This is a genomic window from Burkholderia sp. IDO3, from assembly GCF_003366075.1.
Taxonomy (GTDB): domain Bacteria; phylum Pseudomonadota; class Gammaproteobacteria; order Burkholderiales; family Burkholderiaceae; genus Burkholderia; species Burkholderia anthina.
This window is the reverse complement of sequence record NZ_CP028962.1, coordinates 516,259-542,009: the sequence shown is the minus strand read 5'-3', so window position 1 is coordinate 542,009 and position 25,751 is coordinate 516,259. Positions and strand designations below refer to the sequence as shown.

Genomic DNA, 25,751 nt, shown 5'->3' with positions numbered 1-25,751 from the left:
AACCGCATTCGAGGAGACCGGCGATGACGCCGCGCAAGGTACTGATCTATTACGCCTGGAGCCGCCCCGGCGAAACCGGCGCGCCGCTCGGCATCATCGAGAACCGCTTCCCGACGCTGTTCGAAAGCCGCCGGATGGGCTATCCGCGCTACGCGGAGCTGGCCGACCCGGCCCGTTTCGACCAGACGGTCGCGGGCTTTCTCGATCACATCATGAAGCCCAACTTCGGCGGCTTCGTCGAACTGGCCGGCGCGCTGACCGGCACGCCGCCCGTGCAGATCGAGCGGATCGCGGATCATGGCCGGCTCGCCGCGCTCGACGCGGCGCTGCTCGACGGCATCGATACGCTGATCGTGATCAGCTTCGATTCGCTGCGCACGGCGCAGCTCGCGAGCGCCGCGGAAACGGACGCGGTGCGCCGATTTCTCGCGCAGCCCGATCACGTCGCGTTCGTGTGCCCGCATCACGACATCGGCGACGTATCGGGCCTGCCGCTCGAACAATGCCACGCGCACCAGCTCGCGGATTTCCTCCATCACGGCGACCGGTCGATCCCGCCGCAGCAGCGCTTCGGCGGCTTCGCGCGCTCGCTGCTGGCCGGGCTCGGCGTGCCGGTACTGAACCGCTTCGGACTGCGGCCGGCGGTCGCGCCCGACGGCACACCCGCCGCCATCGAAGCCGGGCCGGCCCCCGACCGGCTGCGGCTGCTCGACGGCGTCGCCACCTTCAACCGGCACCCGCACCTGCCGCACTTCGAACGTCACGGCGACGCGGTCGCGAAACTCGACGTGCTCGCGCGCCAGCCGATCGATCCGGCCGCGCCGCCGCATCCGTTCGCGCAAGCGCACGCGACGTTCGACGCGCTGCTCCAGTCGCGCGCGGACGCGTTCGCCGGCACCCTGCTGATCGGCGACGCGACGCTGTGGAGTTCGACCGCCGACGGCGTCGACAACCTGCGGCGACTGTGGGCCAACGTGCTGCAGCGGCCGCTCCGGACATGAGGCTGCCATGCAACGATCCAGCGTGAATCCGCCGCCCCGTCCGGCGCGCGACGACGCAGGCGCGACGCCGGACCTCGACGCGCGCCAGGCGGAATTCGCCGCGGCGATCGTGCATGCGGACCGCCCGCCGCCGTCCGGCCTGACCGGCCCCGACGGCGCGGCCGGCACGCGGCGCTTCGCGGTGTACCGCAACAACGTGATCGCCGGGCTCGCCAACGCGCTGAAGGCCGCGTTTCCGGCCACCTGCCGGATCGTCGGCGATGCGTTCTTCGCCGCGATGGCGCGCGCGTACGCGTCGCGCCATCCGCCGTCGTCGCCGGTGATGCTCGCATACGGCGCGGACTTCGCGACGTTCGTCGGCCGTTTCGAGCCGGCCGCGTCGCTGCCGTACCTGGGCGACGTCGCACGGCTCGAACATGCGTGGGCCGACGCGTATCACGCAAGCGAAGCCGTGCCGCTCGCACCCGCCGCCCTCGCGCGCATCGCGCCCGACCGGCTGCCGTCGATCTCGCTCGTGCTGCATCCGTCGGCGCGCGTCGTGCGCTCGGCGTTTCCGGTCGTCAGCCTGTGGCGGATGAACGTCGCGGGCGGCATGCCGGCCGCGATCGACATCGACGCGGGCGGTGAGGATGCGTTCGTCGTGCGGCCGGCCGCCGACGTCGAGGTGCGCACGCTGCCGCCGGGCGCGGCGGCCTTCATCGATGCGCTGACAGCAGGCGCGCGCGTGATCGACGCCGTCGACGCGGCGCTGGCCGACGCGCGCCGCTTCGATCTTGCCGGCACGCTGACGGCGCTGCTCGATGCGGGCGCCGTCGTCGACTGGAAGCCGGCCGGCCGCACCGCGCCCGATCGTTCGCCGAGGTCCGCATGAGCACGCTCGTTCCCCCCGCCGGCCCGCTGGAACGGCTCGTGCGCCGCTGCGCCGGCGGCATCGAAACGATCGCGCGCGGCGTCGCGCCGATCCTGCTGCGCATCGCGCTCGCGCTGCCGTTCTTCCGCTCGGGGCTGACCCGCTGGGACGGGTTCCTGTCGATCTCCGGCGGCACGCTGTACCTGTTCGAGAGCCAGTTCCGGCTGCATGTGTTCGGCGCGCTCGTCGGGCTGCCCGCGCCCGACGCGCTGGCGTTCGTCGTCGCGACGACCGAGCTCGTACTGCCCGTGCTGCTCGTCGCCGGACTCGCGACCCGTTTCGCGGCGCTCGCGCTGCTCGCGATGACCGGCGTGATCCAGCTCGTGTTTCCGGACGGCTGGGCGAATTTCCATCTGTACTGGGCCACGCTCGCCGTCGCGATCCTCGCGCTGGGCCCCGGTGGGCTGTCGCTCGATCGCGCCATCGACCTGGCATACCGCAAACGGCGCGGGCGCGCCGTCAGGCGGTAGCGCCGGGCGCCCGCGCGCATCGCCGGAGCCGCCTTGGACGCGATCTCGACCACGCTCGTGCTGCTCGCGTGCGTCATCGCCGGCAGCATCGTCAAGCGCGCGGCGCGACTGCCGTTGCCGCTCGCGCTCGTGCAGATCGCGCTCGGCGCGCTGGTCGCCGAACTGACCGGCTTTCGCGCGTCGCTCGCGCCCGATACCTTCCTGCTGCTGTTCGTCGCGCCATTGCTGTTTCTCGACGGCTGGCGCATCTCGAAGACCGGGCTGTACCGCGACCGCTGGACGGTCGCCGCGTTCGCGCTCGGCCTCGTGCTGTTTACGGTGGCCGGCGCCGGTTGGTTCATTCACTGGCTGATTCCCGCGATGCCGCCGGCGATCGCGTTCGCGCTCGCGGCGACGCTGTCGCCGACCGATTCGGTCGCCGTGTCCGACATCGCGCAGCGCACGCCGCTGCCGGCCAGGCTGATGCACGTGCTCGAAGGCGAGGCGCTGCTGAACGACGCGTCGGGCCTCGTCTGCCTGCGCTTCGCGATCGCGGCCGCGCTGACCGGCGCGTTCTCGCCGGCGGCCGCGCTCCGCGCGTTCCTGTGGCTGGCGATCGCCGGCGTGGGCGCCGGCATCGCGGTGGCATGGCTCGCCAATCGCGTGAAGGACTGGACCGCCGCGCACTTCGGCGAGGAGACCGGCGTGCAGATCCTGATCAGCCTGCTGCTGCCGTTCGCCGCGTTCATGATCGCCGACCGGATCGGTGCGTCGGGCATCCTGGCCGCTGCCGCGGCCGGCATCGCGATGAGCGCCGAGGAGCTGGCCGGGCGCGCGCTGCCCGGCACGCGAATTCGCCGCGCGGCCGTGTGGGATGCGCTGCAGTTCGCCGGCAACGGCGTCATTTTCGTGCTGCTCGGCGGGCAGTTGTCGTTCGTCATCGCCGGCGCCGGGCGCGCGCTACGGCAGACCGGGCAGCCGCACGCGGGCGAGTTGCTCGTATACATCGCGGCGATCGGCGGCGTGCTGCTCGCGCTGCGCTCGGCCTGGGCGTGGGCGGCGCTGCGCGTGATCCGGTCACGCGGCGCGCGGCGCGACGACGCCGGCGGGCTGCCGGACTGGCGTCTCGTCGCGGTGACGTCGCTCGCCGGCGTACGCGGCGCGGTGTCGCTGTCCGGCATCATGACGCTGCCGCTCGCGCTCGCCGACGGTTCCCCGCTCCCCGCGCGCGATCTCGCGATCTTCCTCGCGGCCGGCGTGATCGTGGTCAGCCTGCTGGCCGCCGACGTCGGGCTGCCGCGGCTGCTCGACGGCATCGCGCCGCCGCACGAGACGCGGGACGCGCGGCAGGAGCGCATGGCCCGGCGCAACGCCGCGCGCGCGGCGATCGCCGCCGTCGAATTCGCGATGCGCGACGCCGCGCGGGACGGCCAGGACGCCGATCTCGTCGCCCGGGCGGGTGCCCGGCTGATCGCACACTATCGCGAGCAGGCGTCCGCGCAGCGCGGCGCGACGGGCCACGCGCAGGCCGCGGCGCGGCTCGCCGACGTCGAACGCCGGCTGCGCGTGCTCGCGCTCGACGCGGAGCGCGACGCACTGTACCGCCTGGCCCGTTCGGGCCGGCTACACGATGAGCTGGCGCGCGCGCTGGTACGCGAGATCGACCTGCAGGCATCCCGGCCGGCCCTGCGCCGCGCGCGCGGTTGAACCGGGTCGGGTCGCCGGATTCCGTGGTCCGCCGTCCTCCCCGATTCGTTCTCCGGCGGAACGATTCGCCACCGGCGCAGCGTGATACCATCGGCTCGCAATGTCCGGCGGCCGCGTTTTCGGCCGCGCCCGGCACGACGCGAACGGAGTAAGCGATGGCCGATCCGCAATTGCAACTGCACCGCCCGGCGCAGCCGGAACGCGTGTCGATCCACCAGATTTTCAACGTGCTGTCGCACCGCCCGTTCGCGACCACCCGTGAGCGCGGCTGGTCCGGCATCACGGTCGATCTCTACGATCCGCTTCCCGACGTCTGCGAGCGCTATCCGGCGCTCGACCATCATGTGATCTGCTACTGCCCGTACGGCAGCGCGCGGCTCGTGCAGGGCCGCGACGGCGTCACCCACGAGAGCCTCGTGTCCGCCGGCGTATCGATGCTGATGCCGGCCGGCTACGATTCGCGATGGGAGGGCCACGCGTCGGCGACCGCACGGCTGCGTATACCGATCGCGCTCGTCGCGGCGGCGGCCGAACAGCTCGCCTCGCGCGTCGCGCCGGTCGAATTGCGCAACGTCTTCTCGACGCGCGACGTCGTGATCGAGCATATCGCGCAGATCCTCATCGCGGAACTCGGCCGCGCGCCGCACCCCGCGCAGACGCTGATCGCCGATCAACTGTCGAGCGCGCTCGCCGCGCATCTCGTGCGCAGCTACAACCTGTTCGAGCCGATCCTGCCGGCCGACGTGCCGCCGCTCGGCCAGAAGGAGATCGCGCGCGTGACCGACTACATCGAGACCCATCTCGAACGCCCCATCGGGCTCGACGAACTCGCGGGCCTCGTCAACGTGAGCCGTTTCCACTTCACGCGGCTGTTCAAGCGCAGCACGGGCATGACGGCGAGCGGCTTCATCGAGCGCTGCCGGATCCGCCGCGCGCAGACGCTGATTCTCGACACCGACCTGCCGCTCGCGGACGTCGCGCTGATGACCGGGTTTGCCGACCAGAGTCATTTCACGCGGCGCTTTCACCGGCACGTCGGCTGCACGCCGGCCGCGTTCGCGCGCGATTGCGGCCGGCGGCGCGCGACGCGCAGGACGGGCGAACCGGGGCCATTCACGGCGTGAGCCGGCAACGGCACCGTTCGCGCGCCTACTGCAGATAGCGGACCACGAGCCGCGTCACCTCGTCGGCCAGCGCATCGAACGCCGCATCGGAGAAGTCGTCTCCGTGATGGAGCACGGCCGTGTGCGTGAGCGCTTCGATCGACGTCACGCACACGAACGCGGCCATGCCGAGGTCGACCGCGCGACACTCGTTGCGATGCGCGTCGAGATACGCGGAAAAAAACGCGTAGAAATCGTGATTGAACCCGCCGACCCGTTCGAGCACGCCCGTGCGCGGAATCTGCTCCGACAGCACGGCATGCAGCCTCGGATCGATGCGATGCGCATCGATGGCCGCGCCGACGATCTTGCGCACCGCCGCTGCCACCGGTAGCGCCTCGACTTCCGCCAGTGCCGCCCGCACCGTGTCCATCAGTTCCCGGCGATGGCGCTCGCCCACCGCCGCGACCAGCGCCTCCTTGCCCGGGAAATACTGATAGAGCGAACCGATGCTCACGCCGGCCTTGTCGGCGATGCGGTTCGTACTGGCCTTGTCGAAGCCTTCCTTGACCAGAATGCGAGCAGTCGCTTCGACCAGCGCGTCCACCGTCGCGCGCGAGCGCTGCTGTGACGCGTGTTTACGGGGTTTCGTGACGGGCCGCCGTGCCATGGGTCGCGCTCCGAATGCGAGTAGGGAAATGCGAGCGATCGCTCGTATTATGCATCGGACGGATCGCCTGCGACGGCAGCCGCGATCCGGACGGAATGCCGCCCTGCCCCATACCGGAAGGAGAATGCCGATGAGCCTGGCACCCTATGCGAAGCTGCTTGCTGTCAAACGATGGGCCGATCGCGGCCTCTACGACGCCGTCACGCACAACATCGATCGACTCGGCGCCGACGATGCAACGCTGATGATGCGTATCCTCGATCACATTCACGTGGTCGACCGCATCTTTCAGCATCACCTGCAACGCGTGCCGCATGCGTTCCGCTCGGCGCGCTCCGACGTGCTGCCCGCGCTCGGCACGCTCGCGCCCGGCGCACGGGAGGTCGACGACTGGTACGTGTCGTATGTCGACAGGCTGACGCCGGCCGAGCTCGACGAGACGATCGATTTCACATTCACGAGCGGCAAGCCGGCACGCATGCGGCGCAGCGACATGCTGCTTCATGTGTGCATGCACGGCACGTATCATCGCGGCAATGCCGGTGCGCTGCTGCAACTGCGCGGCATCGTGCCGGGCCGCGACTCGGTCGCGGATTTTCTGGAGGAGTCGATGTGACGGCGCGTGGATTGCATCGAACGCCCGCCATGCAAGAAGGCCGCTTGCGGCGCGTCATCGACGACATCCGCAAGCGGCCTTGTCACTCTCAGCGCAGCTCAGCGCCGCGTCGCCAGCCTCTTCACGACACGCACGAGCGCATCGACTTCATCGCACGTGTTGTAGAACGCCAGCGACGGCCGCACCGTCGCTTCGAGCCCGAAACGCCGCAAGATCGGTTGCGCGCAGTGATGCCCGGAGCGCACCGCGATGCCCTCTTCGTTCAGCGCCTGCCCGACCTCCTCGGTCTCATAGCCCTTCAGCACGAACGACAGCACGCTCGCCTTGTCGCGCGCGGTGCCGACGAGCCGCACCCCCGGCACCGGCGCGAGCACGCTCGTTGCATACGCAAGCAGGTCGTGTTCGTAGCGCGCGATGTTCTCGATGCCGACGCGGCTCACGTAATCGAGCGCCGCCCCCAACCCCACCGCATCCGCGATGTTGCCGGTGCCGGCCTCGAAGCGGTTCGGCGGCGGCTGGAACACCGTGCGCTCGAACGTCACGTCCGCGATCATGTTGCCGCCGCCCTGCCATGGCGGCATGTCGTCGAGAATCGCGCGCTTGCCGTACACGACGCCGATCCCGGTCGGCCCGTAGATCTTGTGCCCCGAGAACACGAAGAAATCCGCATCGAGCGCCTGCACGTCGACGCGCATGTGCGAGATCGACTGCGCGCCGTCGACGAGCGCCTTCGCGCCCGCGCGATGCGCGAGCTCGACGATCTCCTTCACCGGCACGACCGTCCCGAGCGCATTCGACACCTGCGTGACGGACACGATCTTCGTGCGATCGTTGAGCAGCTTCCGGTATTCGTCGAGCAGCACCTGCCCCGAATCGTCGACCGGAATCACGCGCAGCTTCGCGCCCTTCTGCGCGGCGAGCTGCTGCCACGGCACGATGTTCGCGTGATGCTCGAGATGCGACACGACGATCTCGTCGCCTTCGCCGACGTTCTGCACGCCCCACGTCTTCGCGATCAGGTTGATCGCCTCGGTGGTGCCGCGCACGAACACGATCTCGTCCGGCGACGAAGCGCCGATGAAACGTCGCACGGTGTCGCGCGCATGCTCGTACGCATCCGTCGCGCGGCCCGCCAGTGCATGCGCGGCGCGGTGGATGTTCGAGTTCTCGTGCGCATAGAAATACGCGAGACGGTCGATCACGGCCTGCGGCTTGTGCGTCGTCGCCGCGTTGTCGAACCAGACGAGCTGCTTGCCGTTCACGCGCTCCTGCAGGATCGGGAAATCGCGGCGAATGGCGTTCACGTCGAACGGCGGGTGCGCACCGCGATGCAGGTTGCCCTGCGGCTCGACCGCCTGGGCATCGTCGATGAAGTAACGCGGCACCTCGGCGCCCGACGCGCGCGAGACCGGCACGTCGCGATGCACGGCGAGCAGGTCGCGCAGCGCATCGTCGCCCGGCAACCCGAATGCTTCAGGCGACGCGAGGCCGTTCGACGGCACGACGATGTCCTGCGGCGTCGCCTGCCAGCCTTGCAGCGAACCGTCGGTGAAGTAGTACGGCGACGCAGCTGGCGCAGCCTTCACCGCGCCGTCCGATACCGCCGCGCTCGCCTGCGGCACGCCGAGCGCCGCACCGCCGACGCGCGGCTCGAATGCGGGCGCGATCGACACCGCGTTGTCGGGCAGCCCGTTCTGTGCGGCCGCATGCGGCGCGAGCGCGGGCACGCGGTTTCCCAGCGACAGCACGTGCGTCGGCGCGGACGGCGCGAGGTTCGCGCCGGGCGCCTTGCCTTGCGGCAGCGCGAGCCCCGGCACGCCGGTGCCCGTGCCGCCCGGCCCCGCGAGCGGCGAGCCGGCCGGCGCCGGGTTGCTCACCGACGCGAGAATCGGCGCGGCCGCCGGCAATGCGGACGGCACGCCGCCGACCGCCCCGCTGCCCGCCGACAGCCCGGGCGCGGTGGCCTGCCCGGGCGGCGTCGCGAAGAACTCCGACGCGAGCCGCGCGAGCGCCGCCGGATCGGGCAGGCCCGCCGGCAGCGGCGCGTGCGGCAGCGCGAGCGCGTCGCTGCTTGCCGAGCCGGGATTAACGGTAGGTGTCGGGATAGTCATGGTACTTGGCGATTTCGACGTCATCGAGGACAGCCAGCGCATCCGGCGAATGGACCGCGAGCGAGCAGTACAGCGAGATCAGATACGACGCGATCGCCTGGTTGTTGATCCCCATGAAGCGCACCGACAGGCCCGGCCCCTGCTCGCCCGCGACGCCCGGCTGATAGAGGCCGACGACGCCCTGGCGCTTGTCGCCGACGCGCACCAGCAGGATCTTGGTCTTGCCGTCCGCGACGGGCACCTTGTCCGACGGGATCAGCGGAATGCCGCGCCACGTGAGGAATTGCGAGCCGAACAGGCTGACCGTCGGCGGCGGCACGCCGCGCCGCGTGCATTCGCGGCCGAACGCGGCGATCGCGAGCGGGTGCGTGAGGAAGAACGCGGGTTCCTTCCACACCTTGGTCAGCAGTTCGTCGAGATCGTCCGGCGTCGGCGCGCCCGTCAGCGGGAAGATCCGCTGCTCGTCCGTCACGTTCGCGAGCAGACCATAGTCCGGGTTGTTGATCAGCTGGCTTTCCTGCAGCTCCTTGATCGTCTCGATCGTCAGGCGCAGCTGTTCCTTGATCTGGTCATGAGGACTGCTGTAGAGATCGGAGATCCGCGTATGCACGTCGAGCACCGTGCTCACCGCATTCAGGAAATACTCGCGCGGCTGTTCCTCGTACGGCACGAAGGTCTGCGGCAGCACGCTTTCGTCCTCGAGCTGCGTGCATGCGGCGCGCACGGCTTCCGGGTTCTTCACCTGGTTCAGGCGATAGATGCCGGCCTCGACCGGCACCCATTGCAGCAGATGGGTCAGCCAGCGCGGCGTGATCGTGGAAAGCTGGGGGACGGTCTTGGTAGCGTTCGCTAGTTGGCGGGCGGCGTGATCGCTCAGCGCAGCCGTGCCGCTTGCAACGGTCGACATGTGTGGCTCCGGATTCTTAAGATGAAAAACGGGATTGCTTATGACGCTTGGTGATTATCGGAAGCACGCACCTGCCGGCTCAACATGCTATAGCCGTCACACGGCACAACCGAACGGGAAAAAACGGGACGCCGTCAGGTGACGTACGCGCCGGGCAGCAGCGTCGAGATCGACACGTCGAATGCGCGTGCGATCTTGTCGGCGGTGACGATCGATGCGATCGCCTCGCCGCGCTCGATCTCGCCGACATACGAACGGTTCAGCCCCGCGTGTTCGGCGAGCTGCTCCTGCGACCACGTGCGTGCCTCGCGCAGCTTGCGCACGTTGGCGCCGAAGTGCTGGATCAGATCGCTCATGTCGTCACCTGCGTGTCGGGTACCGGCTCGGCCGGCTCAGTCGGCTCGACCCGCGCGCGCGGCGCGGCATTCGCTTCGCTGCGCAGCACGGCCTGCGTGACGTTCGCGCCGGCCGGCACGTCCTGCGTGAGCCACACGTTGCCGCCGATCACCGCGCCGCGGCCGATCGTGACGCGGCCCAGGATCGTTGCGCCTGCATAGATCACGACGTCGTCCTCGACGATCGGATGGCGCGCGAGCCCTTTCTCCAGATGGCCGGCCGCATCGCGCGGGAAACGCTTGGCGCCGAGCGTGACGGCCTGGTACACGCGCACGCGCTCGCCGATGATCGCGGTCTCGCCGATCACGACGCCCGTGCCGTGATCGATGAAGAAGCCGCCGCCGATGCGCGCGCCCGGATGAATGTCGATGCCCGTTTCCGCATGAGCCTGCTCGGCGATGATCCGCGCCAGCAGCGGCAGCCCGAGCCGGTACAGCTCGTGCGCGAGCCGGTGATGGATCATCGCGAGAATGCCGGGATAGCAGAGCAGCACTTCGTCGACGCTGCCCGCGGCCGGATCGCCATGGAACGCGGCCAGCACGTCGCTGTCGAGCAGCCGGCGAATATCGGGCAGGCGCGCGGCGAATGCCTGCACGGCCGTGGACGCCGTTTCGTCGATCCGTGCGTCGGCGTTGCGCTGACGCGCGGCGTAGCGCAACTCCAGCGTCACTTGCGCGAGCAGCGCGTTCAACGCCGCGTCGAGCGCATGGGCCACATAGAAGTTCTCGCTTTCCTGGCGCAGGTCGGGTGGCCCGAGCCGCATCGGGAACAGCACGCCCTTCAGCGCGCCGATGATTTGCGCAAGCGCCTCGCGCGCCGGCAGGTCGCGCCCGCCCGGTTCGAGCGAGCGCCGCTGCTTCTCGCGCCACGCGCGGCGCTCCGTCTGCAGCGACTGAACGATGTCGTCGATTTCGAATGCGGCCATGCTGACTTCTCCCCGTAACGGCCGTGACTCAGTCCTGCGCCCACGGCAGGTCGCGATGGCGCCAGCCGTTCCGGCCGCCGCGATGCTGCCGCTCGTCGAGGTCGCCCTCGAACCCTTCGAGCACGTTGAACACCTGCGTGAACCCGGCCTTCGCCGCGGCCTCGGCCGCCTGCGCGGACCGGTTGCCGCTGCGGCACAACAGCAGCACCACCGCGTCCTTGCCGGTCTTCGCTTCCAGTTCGCGCACGAAGCGCGGGTTGCGCGTCAGGCTCGTGCCGGTCGCCCACGGCACATGCAGCGACTCCGGCACGTGGCCGACGAATTTGCGTTCCTCCGCGGTGCGCACGTCCACCAGCAACGCGTCGCCGGCGGAGAACAGCGCCCACGCCGCTTGCGGCGCCACGCCGCCCGCGTATGGCGTGCCCGCCGATGCGGCCGCCGCGCGGGCGTCCTCGAGCGCCTGCTGTGCGGCGGTTCGTTCTTCCAATGCAAAAGTCATGACGCTTCCTTGTTCTCGCAGATTCGTATGAACAAACACCCTGGGAATGCGGCCGGTGCAGCTTGCATGCTGTCTATAGCCGTCAGCCCCACTATGCGAGCGCGCTCGGGGAAGCTGAACCAATAAAAATTCATTTCCTAATCAGCGGCGCGTGAAATGCAATAGCAGAGGATCGTTATTGGGGCGGAGTCGTGGAGGATGTGAAGAGATGACCGTTCGGTGTCATGCATCGAAGGCTTTTGAAAGGCGTCCGTGCCGGTGAAGGCACGAGCGGCGCGCCGCACGTCGTCATGGAATGGAAGCGAGCACGGCAACCGCGAGGATTCGAGCGGCTTTCATGAGCGCGCTCACTGGAGGAAGTCGGGTATCGATCACCGGGCGTCCGACGCGAAGGACTTGGCATCGAACGTTTGCGGCGTGTCGACAGTAGGACCCGCTCACGTATCCGGCATGTTTCAACAACATGGCTTCAGCACAATCCGATGTTTCTGAAGCGGCGATCGATACAGTTCAATACAAACGCGTCGGTCTCGCCACGCTTGCACGGACGATAACGATTCAGGCGCTACAAGGTACGGACGCAATGCCGTACGCACGTGCGTCACACGACTTCATCACCGGATAACGCACCTGACGAACGAATCGGATCGAGAGGTCGCGCGCATCTACATCCCTGAAGCAATGCGAAGCATTCCCGCTTGAAACACATTCTGACAATCCACGTTCGTTGCCACGGCCTTTCCGCGCATTTTTCCGGAATCAGCGTCTTTTCGTGTGCGCCAGATCGTTATGCTTGCCGCCTCGTTCCGGTTCTTCATTGCTTCGGACACTTATCGATTCTTTCGATATCGATCCGATGACGGAGGAACGTATCAGGCATGCCAAGGAGTCTGGATGACCGATTCATTTCCCGATCCGCGACCGATAGCGGACACGCACACTGACGAACCCGCTGCTCAGGTCGATACACCCGACGCACCTGCGCCCCGCCCCGAACCGCCGCCGATCATCGTCGGTCGTGTTGAAGGGGTGACGATGTTCGCGAAAGGCACACCGCTTATCTGCATCTTGCAAATGCCCTTGCCCGGCGTCGTGATCTTCGTGCATGGCGTGAACTCCGAGGGCGAATGGTTCGATGCGACGGAGGATGGGCTGTGCAAGGGTCTCAATCGCCGGCTCGGGCGACTCGACGATCAAATGATGTATCACGGCATCGAAGCCGGGCAATTGACGCCGGCGAAGTACACGGAGAGCGTGACGCCGGATGGGTTTTTGAATCCGAAGCTGCTGGCGAACAACTATGTCAAGCCTGATCCGTCGTTTTCACCCGTCATTCACTTTCGGTGGGGTTATCGAGCCTCGGGCGAAGAACTCAAAGAGTACGGCGACAAGATCTTTCTGAACGAGAAGGACTATTGGGGCGGTGGTCCGTTCACGAATGGTTGTTCGAGCCTGCCTGATCTTTGGCACGGCGGCCTGGACGATCGAACGATGGGATGGATGACGGTGCAAGGCATCAATCCGACCAACCGGCCTTTGTATCGTGCACCGCCCCGCGCGTATGGCGTGCTCGCGGCCTTGCGATTGGCCAAATTGATCGAGTCGATTCGGCAGATGCAGGCCGACGTACCGATTACCGTCGTATGCCACAGCCAGGGCAACATCGTTGGCCTCACGGCGGCGTTCTTCGGCGACGCATTCCCCGATGTCGAAGATCCGTGGGGTCGCACCGGCCACTGCGTGGCAGACGCGTACGTGCTTGCGAATGCACCGTACAGCCTTGCGAATGCAGACGGTCCGTACAAATCCGACACGTTCATGGACACGTGGTCGCAACGCGCGACGAAAGATGCGAGCGGTCATCGTGGACGGCAGAGCTACGCCGCGCGCACGAAGACCTTCGGCAAGTTCCTGTCGATCATTGGTGCCCGAAAGGACTTCGAGCAGCCGGTGGACAAGGTCGATGAAGACATGAAAAACAAGCGGATCTCGCCGACGAGCAACCGGTCCTATGCCGCGCAAGAGGATCGCGATCGGCACGGCTTGAATGGATCGACGTATGGCCGCGTCACCGCGTATTGCTGTCCGCACGATCAGGTGATTTCAGCAGTGACGGTTCAGGGCATCGGCTGGCGCGGGATCAGCAAGCATGAACTTACCGATATCGGCGCGGCAGGCGTCCTGACGCAGCGGGTGTTCGCATCCGGTTTCCCGGTCGGCGTACAGAAACCCTACCGCTATTAGGAAGACGATTGGCGGCATGGCAAGTCAGGAACGAAATCGGGCTTCTGGTATCCGCCCTCGCCACCGGCCAAATTCAACTTGATCGGCGCCGTCAAAGGTAATGAAAGCGTTTGGGGGATAGCAGCAACGCTCGCAACTGCTCCGCTTATGTTCGTCGTCACCGGCATCAGCTCCGCGTTGAACATGCTCCGCGTGAACGCCGATCCGCCAAAGGGCTGGACGGTGGTAGCAGATGCGCCGGCGCTGGATGATCCCTTCCCGCCCAAGGCATTGCGGTTCGGCAAGCCCGTCGAAACGAAGGACGGCGACGCTGTAAGCGACTTCAACGAAGGCAACGATCCGCCGGCCGCTTGGCGTGATGCGAGCAAAGCCGATGCAGACAAGCGGGCTGACGATCCCTACGACCAGTACAAGGCAAAGAACGAGGACAGCGTTGCTCAAGGCACGGCAGCAACCGAAGCCGGGCAGCGCTACGAGGATCGCGCGTTGATGCGGATGGAGGCACGTCGCACGCTGAATACCGAGTGGCTCGACCGAGACGGCCATGTGATTGGCGAGGACGGCAAAAGCGAAATGCCCGAGGGCTACAAGGAATGGCGCGACAAGCAGATCGTTGACTGGCTTGATCGTGGCGCAACCAATAGCCCGACCAACCATTCAACAACGATGACCAATCCCGAGCATGCCGAGAAAGCCCTTGCGTATGACGTTGCCGTCGGTCGGTGCTATTTAACGCCCGACCAACTCTACGACTTGCGGATCGAGGCCGATTGGCGGATGGGGGACGGGATTCCCTCGGAGAATCCGAACAAGACGTATGCCGACTATTTTGCGTCTGGGACGCTTGATAGAACGCCTCTCCACGAATGGGTACATACCGAAGAAAGCGAAGGCAAGATGCCGACCGCGATCTTCGATGAGCGAGAAGGTCAGCTTTATTTGAAGGTCGGGGGTGCCGTATGAAGAGATTGATCGCTACATGGCCGCGACGTATCGCCGCCGCCATTTCGACATGGATGCTTGTCACCGTGCTCATGGCCACGCTGATGGCGCATGTGGAACAACCCGACCCGGCACATTTGGAAATAGGAGATTGGATGAAACGATTCGTTGTCTTGCCTGCCTTGGCCGCCCTTGCGGTGTTTATGTTCACCACGGCCATGATGCGTCCTGTACAAGCCTCGCCTGCCCAAGCACCTGCAGGGAGCACCGCGAAAGTAGTAGAAGAGCCGGCGAAGCCATTCTTCGCTCAGGTTGTCGGCCTGGTCTGGTTGAATCCATTGGAACGTATGGACTATCCGACCGAATGGCAGTTGCTGTGGACGCAAGGGCTAGCCACACCAAACAAGAACGATGACATGGTGAGGACAGACCCAAAATCGTTCGCAACCCTTCAATCGATCGGAGCACTGGTCTACGGCAACCGAGGAAAGGAAACGTTCAATGGCTTCTACGCCAAGTACATCGACAAATTCATCCTCCTCCTGCGCGCTCGCTACTTCAGTAACGCGAGCTACTTCTACACGGTAAAGTCCGAAAACCCGCGCAATTGGCGCGAACTCGCGGGCATACGGGTCGAAGCTGCCGTTCCGCCCCGGCTTGACCCGGCCTTTGCCAAATCGCGCATGGTCGATCGGATGATGAATTTCTTCGAAATCGGTCCGCCGTCACCCAAGACGCTTTGGAGTCGCGACACGCCCCCCGATGTGCACATCACCCAAGGCGGTGCGAACGCCGGCTTCACGTCGCTGAACAACGCGCTGGACTACTTGCAGGCGAATCCTGACAAGAGCGTGTGGGTGATGAACTGGGACGCACCGAGCTTCCCGCCCACGGACGCCCAGATCAACGAAAACCTCGTCGTGCTGTTCCTCGCTGGCCCGAATTTCAACACCGAGCGCGAACCGCTCGCGTGGATCAGCAAGCCCGCAACCGGCAATACACAGGCGTTTGAGCGGAAGGTCGGCACGACGCGCGCCGTACAGGCATGGAAGGCAACCATCGATGAAGCAGCACGCAATGCCGGTGTAGCGGTTCCGGACCTCGAATACATCTTCCACGACGCCGGCAAAGCCAGCGACACATCGTCGTCACGCCTTGTTTCGCTCACACGAACGTTGACCGAAACCCTTCCGGAATACGACTACATGAAGCAGACCTTCAACACGGCCGGACTGCTCGGCGACATGGGAACCGGCAGCGCATTGACCAACGTGGCGCTCGCGATCGGCCGCGTCAATCACTACGGCGGCAACGCACTGGTTGCCGGGACAACCGACCCCGAACATCCCGTCGCGGTAATCGTCAGGCCGCCGTCGAAGCTCACTCCGATCGATCCGACCAAGGACTGGTTCCGCGCACGCGGCGGAAACAACGCCTACCTGCCGTGGTGGGGCCGCCGATACGACACCGATTACGGGATGCAGGGTTATTCGTGGTGATGCAAACCGACTCGGTGGCATGGTGCGTGAAAACGCGACCGCCACGTCGAGCAACAGGAGATTGGATGAAACGATTCGTTGTCTTGCCTGCCTTGGCCGCACTTGCGGTGTTTATGTTCACCACGGCCATGATGCGTCCCGCACAGGCGGCGCCTGCCCAAGAGCCTGCAAGGAACATCGCGCGAGCAGCGGAAGAACCGACGAAGCCATTCGTCGCACAGGTTGTCGGCCTGGTCTGGTTGAATCCGTTGCAACGTATGGACTACCCGACCGAATGGCAATTGTTGTGGACGCAGGGCCTTGCTGCGCCGAACAAAAATGACGACATGGTTCGAACGAAGCCAGAAAAGTATTCGTCACTTCGATCCATTGGCGCATTGGTTTACGGGAATGAGGGGGAGGAAACGTTCAAGGGCTTCTATCACAAGTACGCGAGAAAATTTTTGCTGTTGATGCGCTCACGCTATTTCGCAAATGCGCAATATTTCTACACCGTGAAGTCCAAAGACTCCAAGGATTGGCGCGAACTTGCCGGGATACATATCGAGTTCGCGTTGCCTCCGCGGCTCGATCCGATCGAAGCCAGAGAATACTTGGCCAATGAGACCGTCGAATACTTCGAAATCGGTCCGCCGTCACCCAAGACGCTTTGGAGCCGCGACACGCCGCCCGATGTGCACATCACCCAAGGCGGTGCGAACGCCGGCTTCACGTCGCTGAACAACGCGCTGGACTACTTGCAGGCGAATCCTGACAAGAGCGTGTGGGTGATGAACTGGGACGCACCGAGCTTCCCGCCCACGGACGCCCAGATCAACGAAAACCTCGTCGTGCTGTTCCTCGCCGGCCCGAATTTCAACACCGAGCGCGAACCGCTTGCGTGGATCGGCAGGGCTGCAACCGGCAATACACAGGCGTTTGAGCGGAAGGTCGGCACGACGCGCGCCGTACAGGCATGGAAGGCAACCATCGATGAAGCAGCACGCAATGCCGGTGTAGCGGTTCCGGACATCGAATACATCTTCCACGACGCAGGCAAAGGCAGCGACACATCGTCGTCACGCCTTGTTTCGCTCACACGGACGTTGACCGAAACCCTTCCGGAATACGACTACATGAAGCAGACCTTCAACACGGCCGGACTGCTTGGCGACATGGGAACCGGTAGCGCATTGACCAACGTGGCGCTCGCGATCGGCCGCGTCAATCACTACGGCGGCAACGCACTGGTTGCCGGGACAACCGACCCCGAACATCCCGTCGCGGTAATCGTCAGGCCGCCGTCGAAACTCACGCCGATCGATCCGACCAAGGACTGGTTCCGCGCACGCGGCGGAAACAACGCCTACCTGCCGTGGTGGGGACGCCGATACGACACCGATTACGGAATGCAGGGTTATTCGTGGTGATGTCAACGACACGGTAGCGCGATCCGTGCGGCCGGTTTCGCGCCGCCGTGTCATTCAACGCAACAACCAAAGCGCGACGCACCATCCGAGCCGGGCGTAGTCGCACGCAACGTCCCACCGACGACAGAACTGCAACGCACAGCGCGCTTCGCAACGCGCATACCCGATCAAGGCGCCAGCCGCGTAAACACATAATCGTGATGCTTCACCCGCGCCTGATGACACGCAAAGCACGTCTGGTGCTGACCGAGATCGGCCGGCACGCCGTTGACGAAGCGCCCGAACCCCCAGCCGCCCGTCGACGCATAGCGACGCGAGTCCTTCACCATCACCTGCACGGTGGTCGCCTGGCCGGGCACCGTCGCCGGCGCGAACTCGTCGGACTGCTTGCGCTTGTAGGCAAGCTTCACGAGGATCGTGCCGTCAGGAAACGGCAACGTCGCCTGTTCGAGCGCGCGGATCGCAACGGGGTTGCCGAGCACGACGCGCAACTCGTCGAGCGGCGCCGCCTCTTCCGCCGGCGCAACCATTTCCCACTTCCGGTAACCGGGCGGGATCGTCACACCGTAGATCGGCGACGCGGCGGGCTTCGACGCATCCGCAAACGCAGCCGGCCCGCTCGCCGTCAACGCGCCGGCCAGCAACGCACCCGCAACCCGCACATGCCGCGCGCCACGGCGCAAAACGCCAGCACCCGCCCGCATCACAGATGCTCCACCTGCAGGATCGCATCGGCAAATGCCTGCGGCGCTTCCTGCGGCAAGTTGTGACCGATGCCGCCGGCGATCGTCCGGTGTTGATACTTGCCCGTGAACTTCTTCGCATACGCAGCCGGTTCCGGATGCGGCGCGCCGTTCGCATCGCCTTCCATCGTGATCGTCGGCACGGTGATCGCCGGCCCGGCAGCGAGACGCCGTTCGATGTCGTCGTATTGCGCCTCGCCCTTCGCGAGTCCGAGGCGCCAGCGATAGTTGTGGATCACCACGGCCACGTGATCGGGGTTCTGGAACGACGCCGCGCTGCGCGCATAGGTTTCGTCGGAGAACTGCCACTTCGGCGACGCGAGTTGCCAGATCAGCTTGTTGAACGCATCGCGATTCGCCGCATAGCCGAGCGCGCCGCGCTCGGTCGAGAAATAGAACTGATACCACCACTGGAATTCGGCCTGCGGCGGCAGCGGCTTGCGATTCGCCTCCTGGCTGCCGATCAGGTAGCCGCTCACCGACACCAGCGCCTTCACGCGTTGCGGCCACAGCGCCGCGATGATGTCGGCCGTGCGCGCCCCCCAGTCGTAGCCGCCGAACACCGCGCGGTCGATCTTCAGCGCATCCATCAGCGCGACGATGTCGACGGCGGTCACCGCCTGCTGGCCGTTGCGCACCGTGTCGGCCGAGCGGAACGTCGTCGACCCGTAGCCGCGCAGATATGGAACGATCACGCGGTAGCCCGCCACCGTGAGCAGCGGCGCGACTTCCGCGTAGCTGTAGATGTCGTACGGCCAGCCGTGCAGCAGGAACACGACCGGCCCGTTCTTCGGGCCGAGATCCGCATACCCGACGTTGAGCACGCCCGCGTCGATCTGGTGGATCTTGCCGAGCGACGCGACGCCGGCCGCGCGCTTCGGCGCCGACGCATCGGGCGCCGACTGCGCGCGCGCCAGCGAGCCGAACCCGAGGTCCGCCAGACTCAGGCTTGCGAGCGTCGTACCAAGGATCAGGCGGCGGCGGGTATTCACGGTATCAGGCATGACTCGTTCTCCATTGTCGATCGCTAAGGAAGGGGCCCGCGGCACGTGCGGGCGCTCCGGTGTCGCCGTTCACGCGGGTGGCGCATGGCACCGCGCCGCCGTGCGAACGACTTCACCGGTTTTATATCCGAACGGTCCGGATGCTTTGTATCTCAATGTATCCGTGCTCGGAAACGACACACGGCGATTCAAAATCGCACGCGAAACGGCGCGTTTCGGGGCCGCGCGGCACGCACGGCCCCGTGCGCCGATGCGTCAGAGCAGCTTGACGATCGCGGGCACGCTGAGCACCGCGACGTAGTAACCCATGAACTGCACGCCCGTGTTGAACGCGAACAGGCGCGACAGCATGCCGCCGAACAGGCCGACCGTGACGATCACCGCGAGCCCGAGCAACTGGCCTTCCCAGACCCCGATCACGACGATCAGCCCCGCGAAGGTCGCGATGATCGCTTCGTGGCTCAGCTTGCGCGCGACGAACGACGCCGCGCGGTGCGCATGATGCATCGCCAGCGGATACGCGATCAGCGCGGCCAGCAGGATCGACAGCAGCCCGTAGCCGAGGAACTCGGGCCAGCTCATCAGCGTATGCAGGTTGTGGATCTGTCCGCTTGCCGCGTCGACCGTGAAGCGCGGCGGCGCGTTGAAGAGCGGCGCGGCCGGGCCCGCAGCCACCGGGCTCAGCGGCAGCCCGAACGCGATCAGCGGAATCAGCGCCTCGGCGATGTAGGTCGCCTCCGTCACGCCGTTACGCGCGGCGATCACGGTCGTCAGCCGCTGATATGCATGCCGCACGCGCGCACCGACGATCTCGCCCATCAGCACCGTCATCGCGACCGGGCTGAACACGAACGTCGCGCTCGACACGGCGGCCGTCCCGACCGTCCACCCCACCTGCTCGCGGTCGAGCACCTTCAGCGGATTCGGGAAATAGCCGCGCCAGCGCTTCACGTCCGGTGCGAGCACGAACGTCGACGGCCCGTTGCGACGCATGCGCCGCCGCTCGGCCGGCGACAGGATCGAGAACAGGTCGGCAACCAGCGGGCCGATCGCGATCCCGAGGAAGTAGCTGACGCTGAGCTTCACGCCATAGTGACCGGTCAGCGCCTGCAGCCCGACCACCAGCATCACGAACGGCACGAGCAGCAGCACCGCCGCCCAGCGCCCCGCAGAGAAATACGCGATGCCGACGGCAGCCGCGAGGAACACCCACGGCGCGGCCTTCGCGATCGTCATGCCGAACGGCGCGAGCAGCGACGCGAACAGCACCGCGAGCGGCAGCGCGACGAACGCGGCGACGATCGCGCCGGAGATCATCTTGCGCAGCGCGATGTGCGGCACGCCGAGCGCGCGCAGCAGCGTCGCCTGCTGCAACAGCGGCGCGGCCATCGTGTCGCCGGGAATGCCGAGCAGCGCGGTCGGGATCGCGTGCGTGATGTGCTTGGCCACCGCGCCCGCGAGGAAGAACGTGAACACGCCGGCGGGCGGCACGCCGAGCAGTGCGACGAGCAGCGTGAGCGGCGCGATCGTCGTCGTTTCGTCGGTGCCGGAGATCAGCCCGATGCCGGAGAACACGATCGCGCCGAGCAGACCCATCGCCAGCGCCGACGGCAGTGCATGCAGAAGCGCGTCCATCAGCGGCCTCCCGTGCGCGCCCGCGCGGACGATACTTCGTAGGACGCAAACAGGTCGAGCAGCCCGAGTTCCTCCATCTCCGCGCGCGCGCTCGGCGACAGGTCGCTCACCGACCCGAGCCCGCCCGATGCTTCGGCAAGTTGCCGAAGCGCTTCGTCACGCTCGGGGCCGTCGGCCGCATGCTCGATCACCGTGCGCTTCGGCTTGAACAGGCACGCGCACAGCGCGCCGGCCAGCAGACACCCCCCGAGGCCGATCAACATCGCATAGGCCCGTGCGATGGCCGCGTCCTGCACGAACGACGCGAGCGCGAGACGGCCGGCCTCGAACGCGCCAAGGCTGATCGCGATGCCGAGCAGGACCGACCAGGCCAGATGTTTCGTGGCCACCGTGTCGCCCCACACCTCGACGAGCGTGTCGGCGCCTGCATCGGCCTGCGCGAACGGCTGCGCGCGATGCGACGCCGCCGATACCGCGCCTGAACCGGTCTGTTCCATGTGTCTCCTCCTTGATTGATATGTGGCCGGCTGCTCCGGCACGGCATGCGTCATGCGGCATGCCCGCGAACGTCATGCGTCAGGCATCAGGCGTCGCTATGCGCCGCCAGCAGTTCGACCGCGAAATCCGCTCGCACGTCTTTCGCGGCAACCATCCGTTGCGCGATCCGGTCGATGTCCGCGCCCGTCGCGCCGGCCGCGACGGCGATGTTGCGCGCATGCAGCGCCATGTGGCCGCGCTGGATGCCTTCGGTCGCGAGCGCGCGCAGCGCCCCGAGATTCTGGGCAAGGCCGACCGCGACCGCAATCTCGCCGAGTGCCTGCGCGGACGTCACGTTCATGATTTTCAGCGCGAGACGCGCGAGCGGATGCGTCTTCGTCGCGCCGCCGACGAGCCCGACCGGCATCGGCATCTCGATCGTGCCGACGAGGTCGCCGTTGTCGGCCTTCTCCCACGTCGTCAGCGACGTGTAGCGGCCGCTGCGGCTCGCATACGCATGTGCGCCGGCTTCCACCGCGCGCCAGTCGTTGCCGGTCGCGACCACCACCGGATCGATGCCGTTCATGATCCCCTTGTTGTGCGTCGCCGCGCGATACGGATCGGTCGCCGCGAACACGTAGGCGTCGATCACGCGATCGATCACCGCTTCGCCGGCATAGTCGTCGGTGGCGAGCGTCGCGGCCGAGTACCGTACCTCCGCGCGTGCCAGCCGGAGATCCGCGAGATTGGACAGTATCCGCAACCGTACCTGCCCGCCCGTGATCGCTTCGATGCGCGTCGCGACGGCTTCGGCCATCGTGTTGACCGTGTTCGCGCCCATCGCGTCGCGCACGTCGACGATCAGGTGCGCAACCACCATCGCACCGCGCGGCGTATCCGGGAACACGTGCACCTCGATGTCGCGGCAGCCGCCGCCGAGGCCGACCAGCACCTTGTCGCGGCTGTTCGCGAGCGCGATCAGTTCGGCCGCGTGCCGCAGGATCGCGAGCCGCGCGCCGTACGGGTCGCCGACGCCGATCACCTGGACCTGCGCGCGCATCAGCGGGCCGCTGCTCGACGTGCGGAAACCGCCGGCCGCGCGGGACAGCTTCGCCATATACGATGCGGCCGCAACGATCGACGGTTCCTCGACGGCCATCGGCACAATCACGTCCTTATCGTTGATCCGGAAGTAGCCGGCGACCGCCATCGGCAACTCGAACGTGCCGATCACGTTCTCGATCATGCCGTTCGCGGTGTCGAGCGACAGCGCGCCGGGAGCGGCGAGCAGCGCGTGCTCGGCATCGTCGAGCCCGACGGTACGGGCCAGATGGGACAGGCGTTGTTCGGGCGTGAGCGAGCGGAAGTTCGGCAGTGCGGAATCGATGGTCATGATGTCGTTCTGTTTCGGGGTGACGGTATGGCCTGCCACGGTTGCGGCGGGCAGCGGATAGCCGAATAATAGTCACGCTGTACCCATTGAAAAGGTACAGACGAAGCAGACAGTCAGACATCCGTACCCATGACAGTGAACCCGTCCGACGGAACATCGCGATGAAACAGCGTGCAAGAGCCAGCCTGTCTGGCGCCATGGCGGACAATCTCGCCAGACAGATCGAGGAAGGCGTGTTGCCGGCCGGCGCGAAGCTGCCTTCCATCAGGGAATACGCTGAGGCGTCCGGATGTTCGAAGAACACCGTGATCAGCGCGTTCGAGATGCTCGCCGCCGACGGCCTGATCGAGCCGCGCCGCGGCTCCGGCTTTTTCGTCACGCGGCGCGCGGCGGCCGCGCCCGACATCGACGAGCCGAGTTCGCTCGACCGCGCGATGGACATCGTATGGCTGATGCGCGAACAACTTCACGAAAAGCCCGACGTGCTGAATCTCGGCGAAGGCTTCCCGCCGATCGAATGGCTTGAGGAAACGCGGCTGAACCAGTATCAGCAGCGCATCGTGCGCACCGGTTCCGCGTCGCTGTTTCGTTACGGCAGCCGCTTCGGTTACCTGCCGCTGCGCCAGTCGCTGCAGCAGAAGCTCGCCGGCTACGAGATCGAGGCGCCGCCCGCGCAGATCGTGCTCACGCACGGCGCGAACCAGGCGATGGACCTCGTGCTGCGCTACTTCGTGCGACCCGGCGATACCGTGCTCGTCGACGATCCCGGTTACTACCCGCTGTTCGGCAAGCTCAAGCTGAGCGGCGCGAACATCGTCGGCGTGCCGCGCGAGATCGACGGCCCCGATGTCGCGAAGCTCGCCGAGCATATCGCCGCCTATCGGCCGAAGCTGTTCTTCACGCAATCGGTCGGGCACAACCCGACCGCGACCGATACGAGTGCGGCGAAGGCGCACCGGATCCTGCAACTCGCCGACGCGCACGACCTGATCATCGTCGAGGACGATGCGCTCGCGGATCTTCGCCCGCGTTCGCTCACGCGCATCTCGACGCTCGATCAACTACGCAGGACGATCTATATCGGCAGCTTCTCGAAGTCGGTGTCGGCGGCGTTGCGCGTGGGCTTTCTCGCGTGCAACGCGGCGCTCGCGAGCGACCTCGCCGACGTGAAGATGCTGACTCACGTCAGCAGTTCCGAGTATTGCGAGCGCACGCTCGATGCGATCGTCAGCGACGGGCATTTCCTCCGGCATACGAATCATCTTCAGGAGAAGCTGCGACGCGCGACGGCCACCGCACTCGACGCGCTCGACCGGCTCGGCGCGCAGGTGTATCGGCCGTGCGAGCAGAGCCTGTATCTATGGGCCGCGTTGCCGGGGTGGTCCGATTCGATGGAACTGGCGCAGGCGATACTGGAGCGCGGCGTGATCCTCGCACCGGGCGCGGTGTTCTCGCCACAGGCCGACCAGCCGTCCGCGTATTGCAGGTTCAACGTCGCGTACCTCGCGGACAAGCGGTTCGCGCAGGCGTTGAAGGCGCTCTCGTAGCCACGGACGCGGCGGGGTCCTCGCTGGCCACTCGGATCGACGACCTTGTCGACTTCGAGGATCGTGATATCCGGAAGATGCCCTTTGTGCTCGCAATCGTATCGATGCTGCTGAAGCAGCGCGCAGCAAAAAACCAGCGCCTCGACGCGTAGCCGTATCCGATACGGAACCGGCACCGGGCTCGCGTGCTTAGCGTGTTACGGATCGATTCGCAGGCGTTCGACGACTCGACCGTTGACCAGATGCTCGTCGACGATCTCGTCGATATCGGTTTTATCGACGTAGGTATACCAGACAGCTTCCGGATAGATCACGACGATCGGGCCATCGCTGCACCGCGCAAAGCAGCCGGCACGATTGATTCGAATGCTAGGCGCGTGTTGGGAGGCGGCATCTGCCAGCCGCTTCTTTGCATACTGGCAAATTTCCGACGCCCCGTGGTCATTGCACGCCTCCCCGTTCTCGCGCGCATTCGTGCAGACGAAGACATGACGGTCGTAAAAACTCATCGCGATTCTCCTTTGGGCACCCGGCCGACGCTTACGCTCGCGCTTCGAAAATCGTTCACTCGACATGTCTCGGCACGGGCTTTCGCTCCGCGGGCGTCCACTGAATGATCACGATCCCGACCAACAGAATCACCGCCCCGACGATGCTGTACCAGGTCATCCGCTCGTGCAGCAGCAAAACGGCCAGTACCGTGGAAACCAGCGGCTCCAGCAGGCTCGCGATCGCGCCACCGACGGCGCCCGTACCCTTGATACCGCCCAGGAAAAGGGTTTGCGCAATCGCCGTCGGCACCGCGGCCACATAAAGCAGCATCAGCCAGCCGTCCATCGAGTAATGGAGCTGCAGCCCGTCGTGAAGACCGAACGGCAACAGCGCCAATGCGCCAATGGCAAATCCGATCCCGCCCGCGTGCATGGGGCTGCAGATCTTTCCTGACGCCCGGGCGGCCAGTACATAAAAGGCCTGGCAGACCGCACAGGCAACCGCGATCGCGACGCCGATCCAGAATTGCCGGACATCCTGAACGACGCCTGACGGAAGACCGACCAGAAACACCGTGCCCACGATTGCGAGGACCAGCGCAATCATCGTTTGCGCATTGAATCGTTCCCCCAGCCAGGCGACCGAGATCAACGCCACGAAAATCGGCGCGCCGCAGATGCTGATCAACACCGAGATCGCCACGCCCACCCGCTCGATCGCCAGCACGTATGTCAGCTGGTAGAACGCCATGCCCAGACCGAGCCCCGCAAGCACAAGCAGACCTTTGGGCGTCAATTTGATGAACCATGTTCCCAAATGGATCCGTCCCATCAGGAACAGGAACGGCACCGACAACGCCAGTCGCAAGAAGCTGATCGAGACAGCATTGGCCCCGGCCGACGTTCCGAGCACATTGAAGATGATCCCGGTGGTTCCCCACAACGTAGCGGCGGTCAGGACCATCGCCCACCCTTTCTTTGCATCCAGGTCTGCCGCATATCCCGGAGCCGCCGGTACCGCCTTTATCGATCCCATGTCGTTCTCACTATGTGTAATCCAATGATCCGACGTG

Annotated in this window: 22 protein-coding genes and 1 pseudogene; 10 read left to right on the top strand and 13 right to left on the bottom strand. The window is 66.0% G+C overall.

Annotated features, from left to right (window positions below; genetic code table 11):
• Positions 1 to 23: 23 nt before the first annotated feature.
• The 5 genes from DCN14_RS02645 (at position 24) to DCN14_RS02625 (ending at position 5,191) form a co-directional block, all read left to right on the top strand.
• Positions 24 to 1,001: a hypothetical protein gene (locus DCN14_RS02645; RefSeq protein WP_096500351.1), complete on the top strand. Its 978-nt coding sequence runs from the start codon at positions 24 to 26 to the stop codon at positions 999 to 1,001.
• A gap of 7 nt (positions 1,002 to 1,008) precedes the next feature.
• A complete protein-coding gene (locus DCN14_RS02640; RefSeq protein ID WP_096500353.1) occupies positions 1,009 to 1,872 on the top strand; it encodes a DNA-binding domain-containing protein in 864 nt (287 codons plus the stop codon).
• On the top strand, positions 1,869 to 2,381 hold the full coding sequence (locus DCN14_RS02635; protein ID WP_096500355.1) for a DoxX family protein: 513 nt from the start codon (positions 1,869 to 1,871) through the stop codon (positions 2,379 to 2,381). The genes DCN14_RS02640 and DCN14_RS02635 overlap by 4 nt, the downstream gene beginning before the upstream one ends.
• A 33-nt stretch (positions 2,382 to 2,414) precedes the next feature.
• Complete coding sequence (locus DCN14_RS02630) at positions 2,415 to 4,067, top strand: Na+/H+ antiporter (RefSeq protein WP_096500357.1); 1,653 nt, start codon at positions 2,415 to 2,417, stop codon at positions 4,065 to 4,067.
• Between the two features lie 155 nt (positions 4,068 to 4,222).
• A complete protein-coding gene (locus DCN14_RS02625) occupies positions 4,223 to 5,191 on the top strand; it encodes an AraC family transcriptional regulator (protein WP_096500359.1) in 969 nt (322 codons plus the stop codon).
• Positions 5,192 to 5,216: 25 nt separating this feature from the next.
• Here the strand turns inward: DCN14_RS02625 and DCN14_RS02620 are convergent, their stop codons facing one another.
• A complete protein-coding gene (locus tag DCN14_RS02620; protein ID WP_096500361.1) occupies positions 5,217 to 5,840 on the bottom strand; it encodes a TetR/AcrR family transcriptional regulator in 624 nt (207 codons plus the stop codon).
• 130 nt (positions 5,841 to 5,970) lie between these two features.
• Here DCN14_RS02620 and DCN14_RS02615 point away from each other — a divergent pair, with 130 nt between their 5' ends.
• Positions 5,971 to 6,456 (top strand): DinB family protein, encoded by a 486-nt coding sequence (locus DCN14_RS02615; RefSeq protein ID WP_096500363.1) that lies wholly within the window; start codon positions 5,971 to 5,973, stop codon positions 6,454 to 6,456.
• A 98-nt stretch (positions 6,457 to 6,554) separates the two neighbouring features.
• Here the strand turns inward: DCN14_RS02615 and DCN14_RS02610 are convergent, their stop codons facing one another.
• The 5 genes from DCN14_RS02610 to DCN14_RS02590 all read right to left on the bottom strand — a co-directional run bounded on the left by DCN14_RS02610 (position 6,555) and on the right by DCN14_RS02590 (position 11,294).
• Entirely contained in the window at positions 6,555 to 8,567 is a 2,013-nt protein-coding gene (locus DCN14_RS02610) for a family 2A encapsulin nanocompartment cargo protein cysteine desulfurase (RefSeq protein ID WP_096500365.1), read from the bottom strand.
• Positions 8,542 to 9,474 (bottom strand): family 2A encapsulin nanocompartment shell protein, encoded by a 933-nt coding sequence (locus DCN14_RS02605; protein ID WP_096500367.1) that lies wholly within the window; start codon positions 9,472 to 9,474, stop codon positions 8,542 to 8,544. The genes DCN14_RS02610 and DCN14_RS02605 overlap by 26 nt, the downstream gene beginning before the upstream one ends.
• Before the next feature lie 134 nt (positions 9,475 to 9,608).
• A complete protein-coding gene (locus DCN14_RS02600) occupies positions 9,609 to 9,830 on the bottom strand; it encodes a helix-turn-helix transcriptional regulator (RefSeq protein ID WP_096500369.1) in 222 nt (73 codons plus the stop codon).
• Positions 9,827 to 10,795, bottom strand: a complete 969-nt coding sequence (gene epsC / locus DCN14_RS02595) for a serine O-acetyltransferase EpsC (protein ID WP_096500371.1) — start codon at positions 10,793 to 10,795, stop codon at positions 9,827 to 9,829. Before epsC ends, DCN14_RS02600 begins: the two co-directional genes overlap by 4 nt.
• A 28-nt stretch (positions 10,796 to 10,823) precedes the next feature.
• Positions 10,824 to 11,294, bottom strand: coding sequence for a rhodanese-like domain-containing protein (locus tag DCN14_RS02590; RefSeq protein ID WP_096500373.1), 471 nt, complete (start codon positions 11,292 to 11,294; stop codon positions 10,824 to 10,826).
• Positions 11,295 to 12,188: 894 nt separating this feature from the next.
• Here DCN14_RS02590 and DCN14_RS02585 point away from each other — a divergent pair.
• The 3 genes and pseudogenes from DCN14_RS02585 (at position 12,189) to DCN14_RS02575 (ending at position 17,388) form a co-directional block, all read left to right on the top strand.
• Positions 12,189 to 14,501: pseudogene (locus DCN14_RS02585) on the top strand (hypothetical protein).
• On the top strand, positions 14,498 to 15,979 hold the full coding sequence (locus DCN14_RS02580; RefSeq protein ID WP_240327248.1) for a virulence factor: 1,482 nt from the start codon (positions 14,498 to 14,500) through the stop codon (positions 15,977 to 15,979). The pseudogene DCN14_RS02585 and the gene DCN14_RS02580 overlap by 4 nt, the downstream one beginning before the upstream one ends.
• A gap of 65 nt (positions 15,980 to 16,044) precedes the next feature.
• Positions 16,045 to 17,388: a virulence factor gene (locus DCN14_RS02575; protein WP_096500375.1), complete on the top strand. Its 1,344-nt coding sequence runs from the start codon at positions 16,045 to 16,047 to the stop codon at positions 17,386 to 17,388.
• A 167-nt stretch (positions 17,389 to 17,555) separates the two neighbouring features.
• Here the strand turns inward: DCN14_RS02575 and DCN14_RS02570 are convergent, their stop codons facing one another.
• The 5 genes from DCN14_RS02570 to DCN14_RS02545 all read right to left on the bottom strand — a co-directional run bounded on the left by DCN14_RS02570 (position 17,556) and on the right by DCN14_RS02545 (position 22,640).
• Positions 17,556 to 18,092, bottom strand: coding sequence for a cytochrome P460 family protein (locus tag DCN14_RS02570; RefSeq protein WP_096500377.1), 537 nt, complete (start codon positions 18,090 to 18,092; stop codon positions 17,556 to 17,558).
• Complete coding sequence (locus DCN14_RS02565; RefSeq protein ID WP_096500379.1) at positions 18,092 to 19,135, bottom strand: alpha/beta hydrolase; 1,044 nt, start codon at positions 19,133 to 19,135, stop codon at positions 18,092 to 18,094. The genes DCN14_RS02570 and DCN14_RS02565 overlap by 1 nt, the downstream gene beginning before the upstream one ends.
• 255 nt (positions 19,136 to 19,390) lie before the next feature.
• Positions 19,391 to 20,770, bottom strand: coding sequence for a tripartite tricarboxylate transporter permease (locus tag DCN14_RS02555; RefSeq protein WP_096500381.1), 1,380 nt, complete (start codon positions 20,768 to 20,770; stop codon positions 19,391 to 19,393).
• The gene (locus tag DCN14_RS02550; RefSeq protein ID WP_096500383.1) at positions 20,770 to 21,267 is read right to left on the bottom strand and encodes a hypothetical protein; all 498 of its coding nucleotides are present in this window, start codon (positions 21,265 to 21,267) and stop codon (positions 20,770 to 20,772) included. Before DCN14_RS02550 ends, DCN14_RS02555 begins: the two co-directional genes overlap by 1 nt.
• A gap of 86 nt (positions 21,268 to 21,353) precedes the next feature.
• The gene (locus DCN14_RS02545; protein ID WP_096500385.1) at positions 21,354 to 22,640 is read right to left on the bottom strand and encodes a hydroxymethylglutaryl-CoA reductase, degradative; all 1,287 of its coding nucleotides are present in this window, start codon (positions 22,638 to 22,640) and stop codon (positions 21,354 to 21,356) included.
• A gap of 161 nt (positions 22,641 to 22,801) precedes the next feature.
• Here DCN14_RS02545 and DCN14_RS02540 point away from each other — a divergent pair, with 161 nt between their 5' ends.
• Entirely contained in the window at positions 22,802 to 24,187 is a 1,386-nt protein-coding gene (locus DCN14_RS02540; protein ID WP_096500387.1) for a PLP-dependent aminotransferase family protein, read from the top strand.
• A gap of 197 nt (positions 24,188 to 24,384) precedes the next feature.
• On the opposite strand, the gene DCN14_RS02535 is transcribed toward DCN14_RS02540, so the two are convergent.
• Positions 24,385 to 24,696, bottom strand: a complete 312-nt coding sequence (locus tag DCN14_RS02535) for a ferredoxin (RefSeq protein WP_096500389.1) — start codon at positions 24,694 to 24,696, stop codon at positions 24,385 to 24,387.
• Positions 24,697 to 24,751: 55 nt separating this feature from the next.
• Positions 24,752 to 25,714: an EamA family transporter gene (locus DCN14_RS02530; RefSeq protein WP_096500391.1), complete on the bottom strand. Its 963-nt coding sequence runs from the start codon at positions 25,712 to 25,714 to the stop codon at positions 24,752 to 24,754.
• Positions 25,715 to 25,751 lie beyond the last annotated feature (37 nt).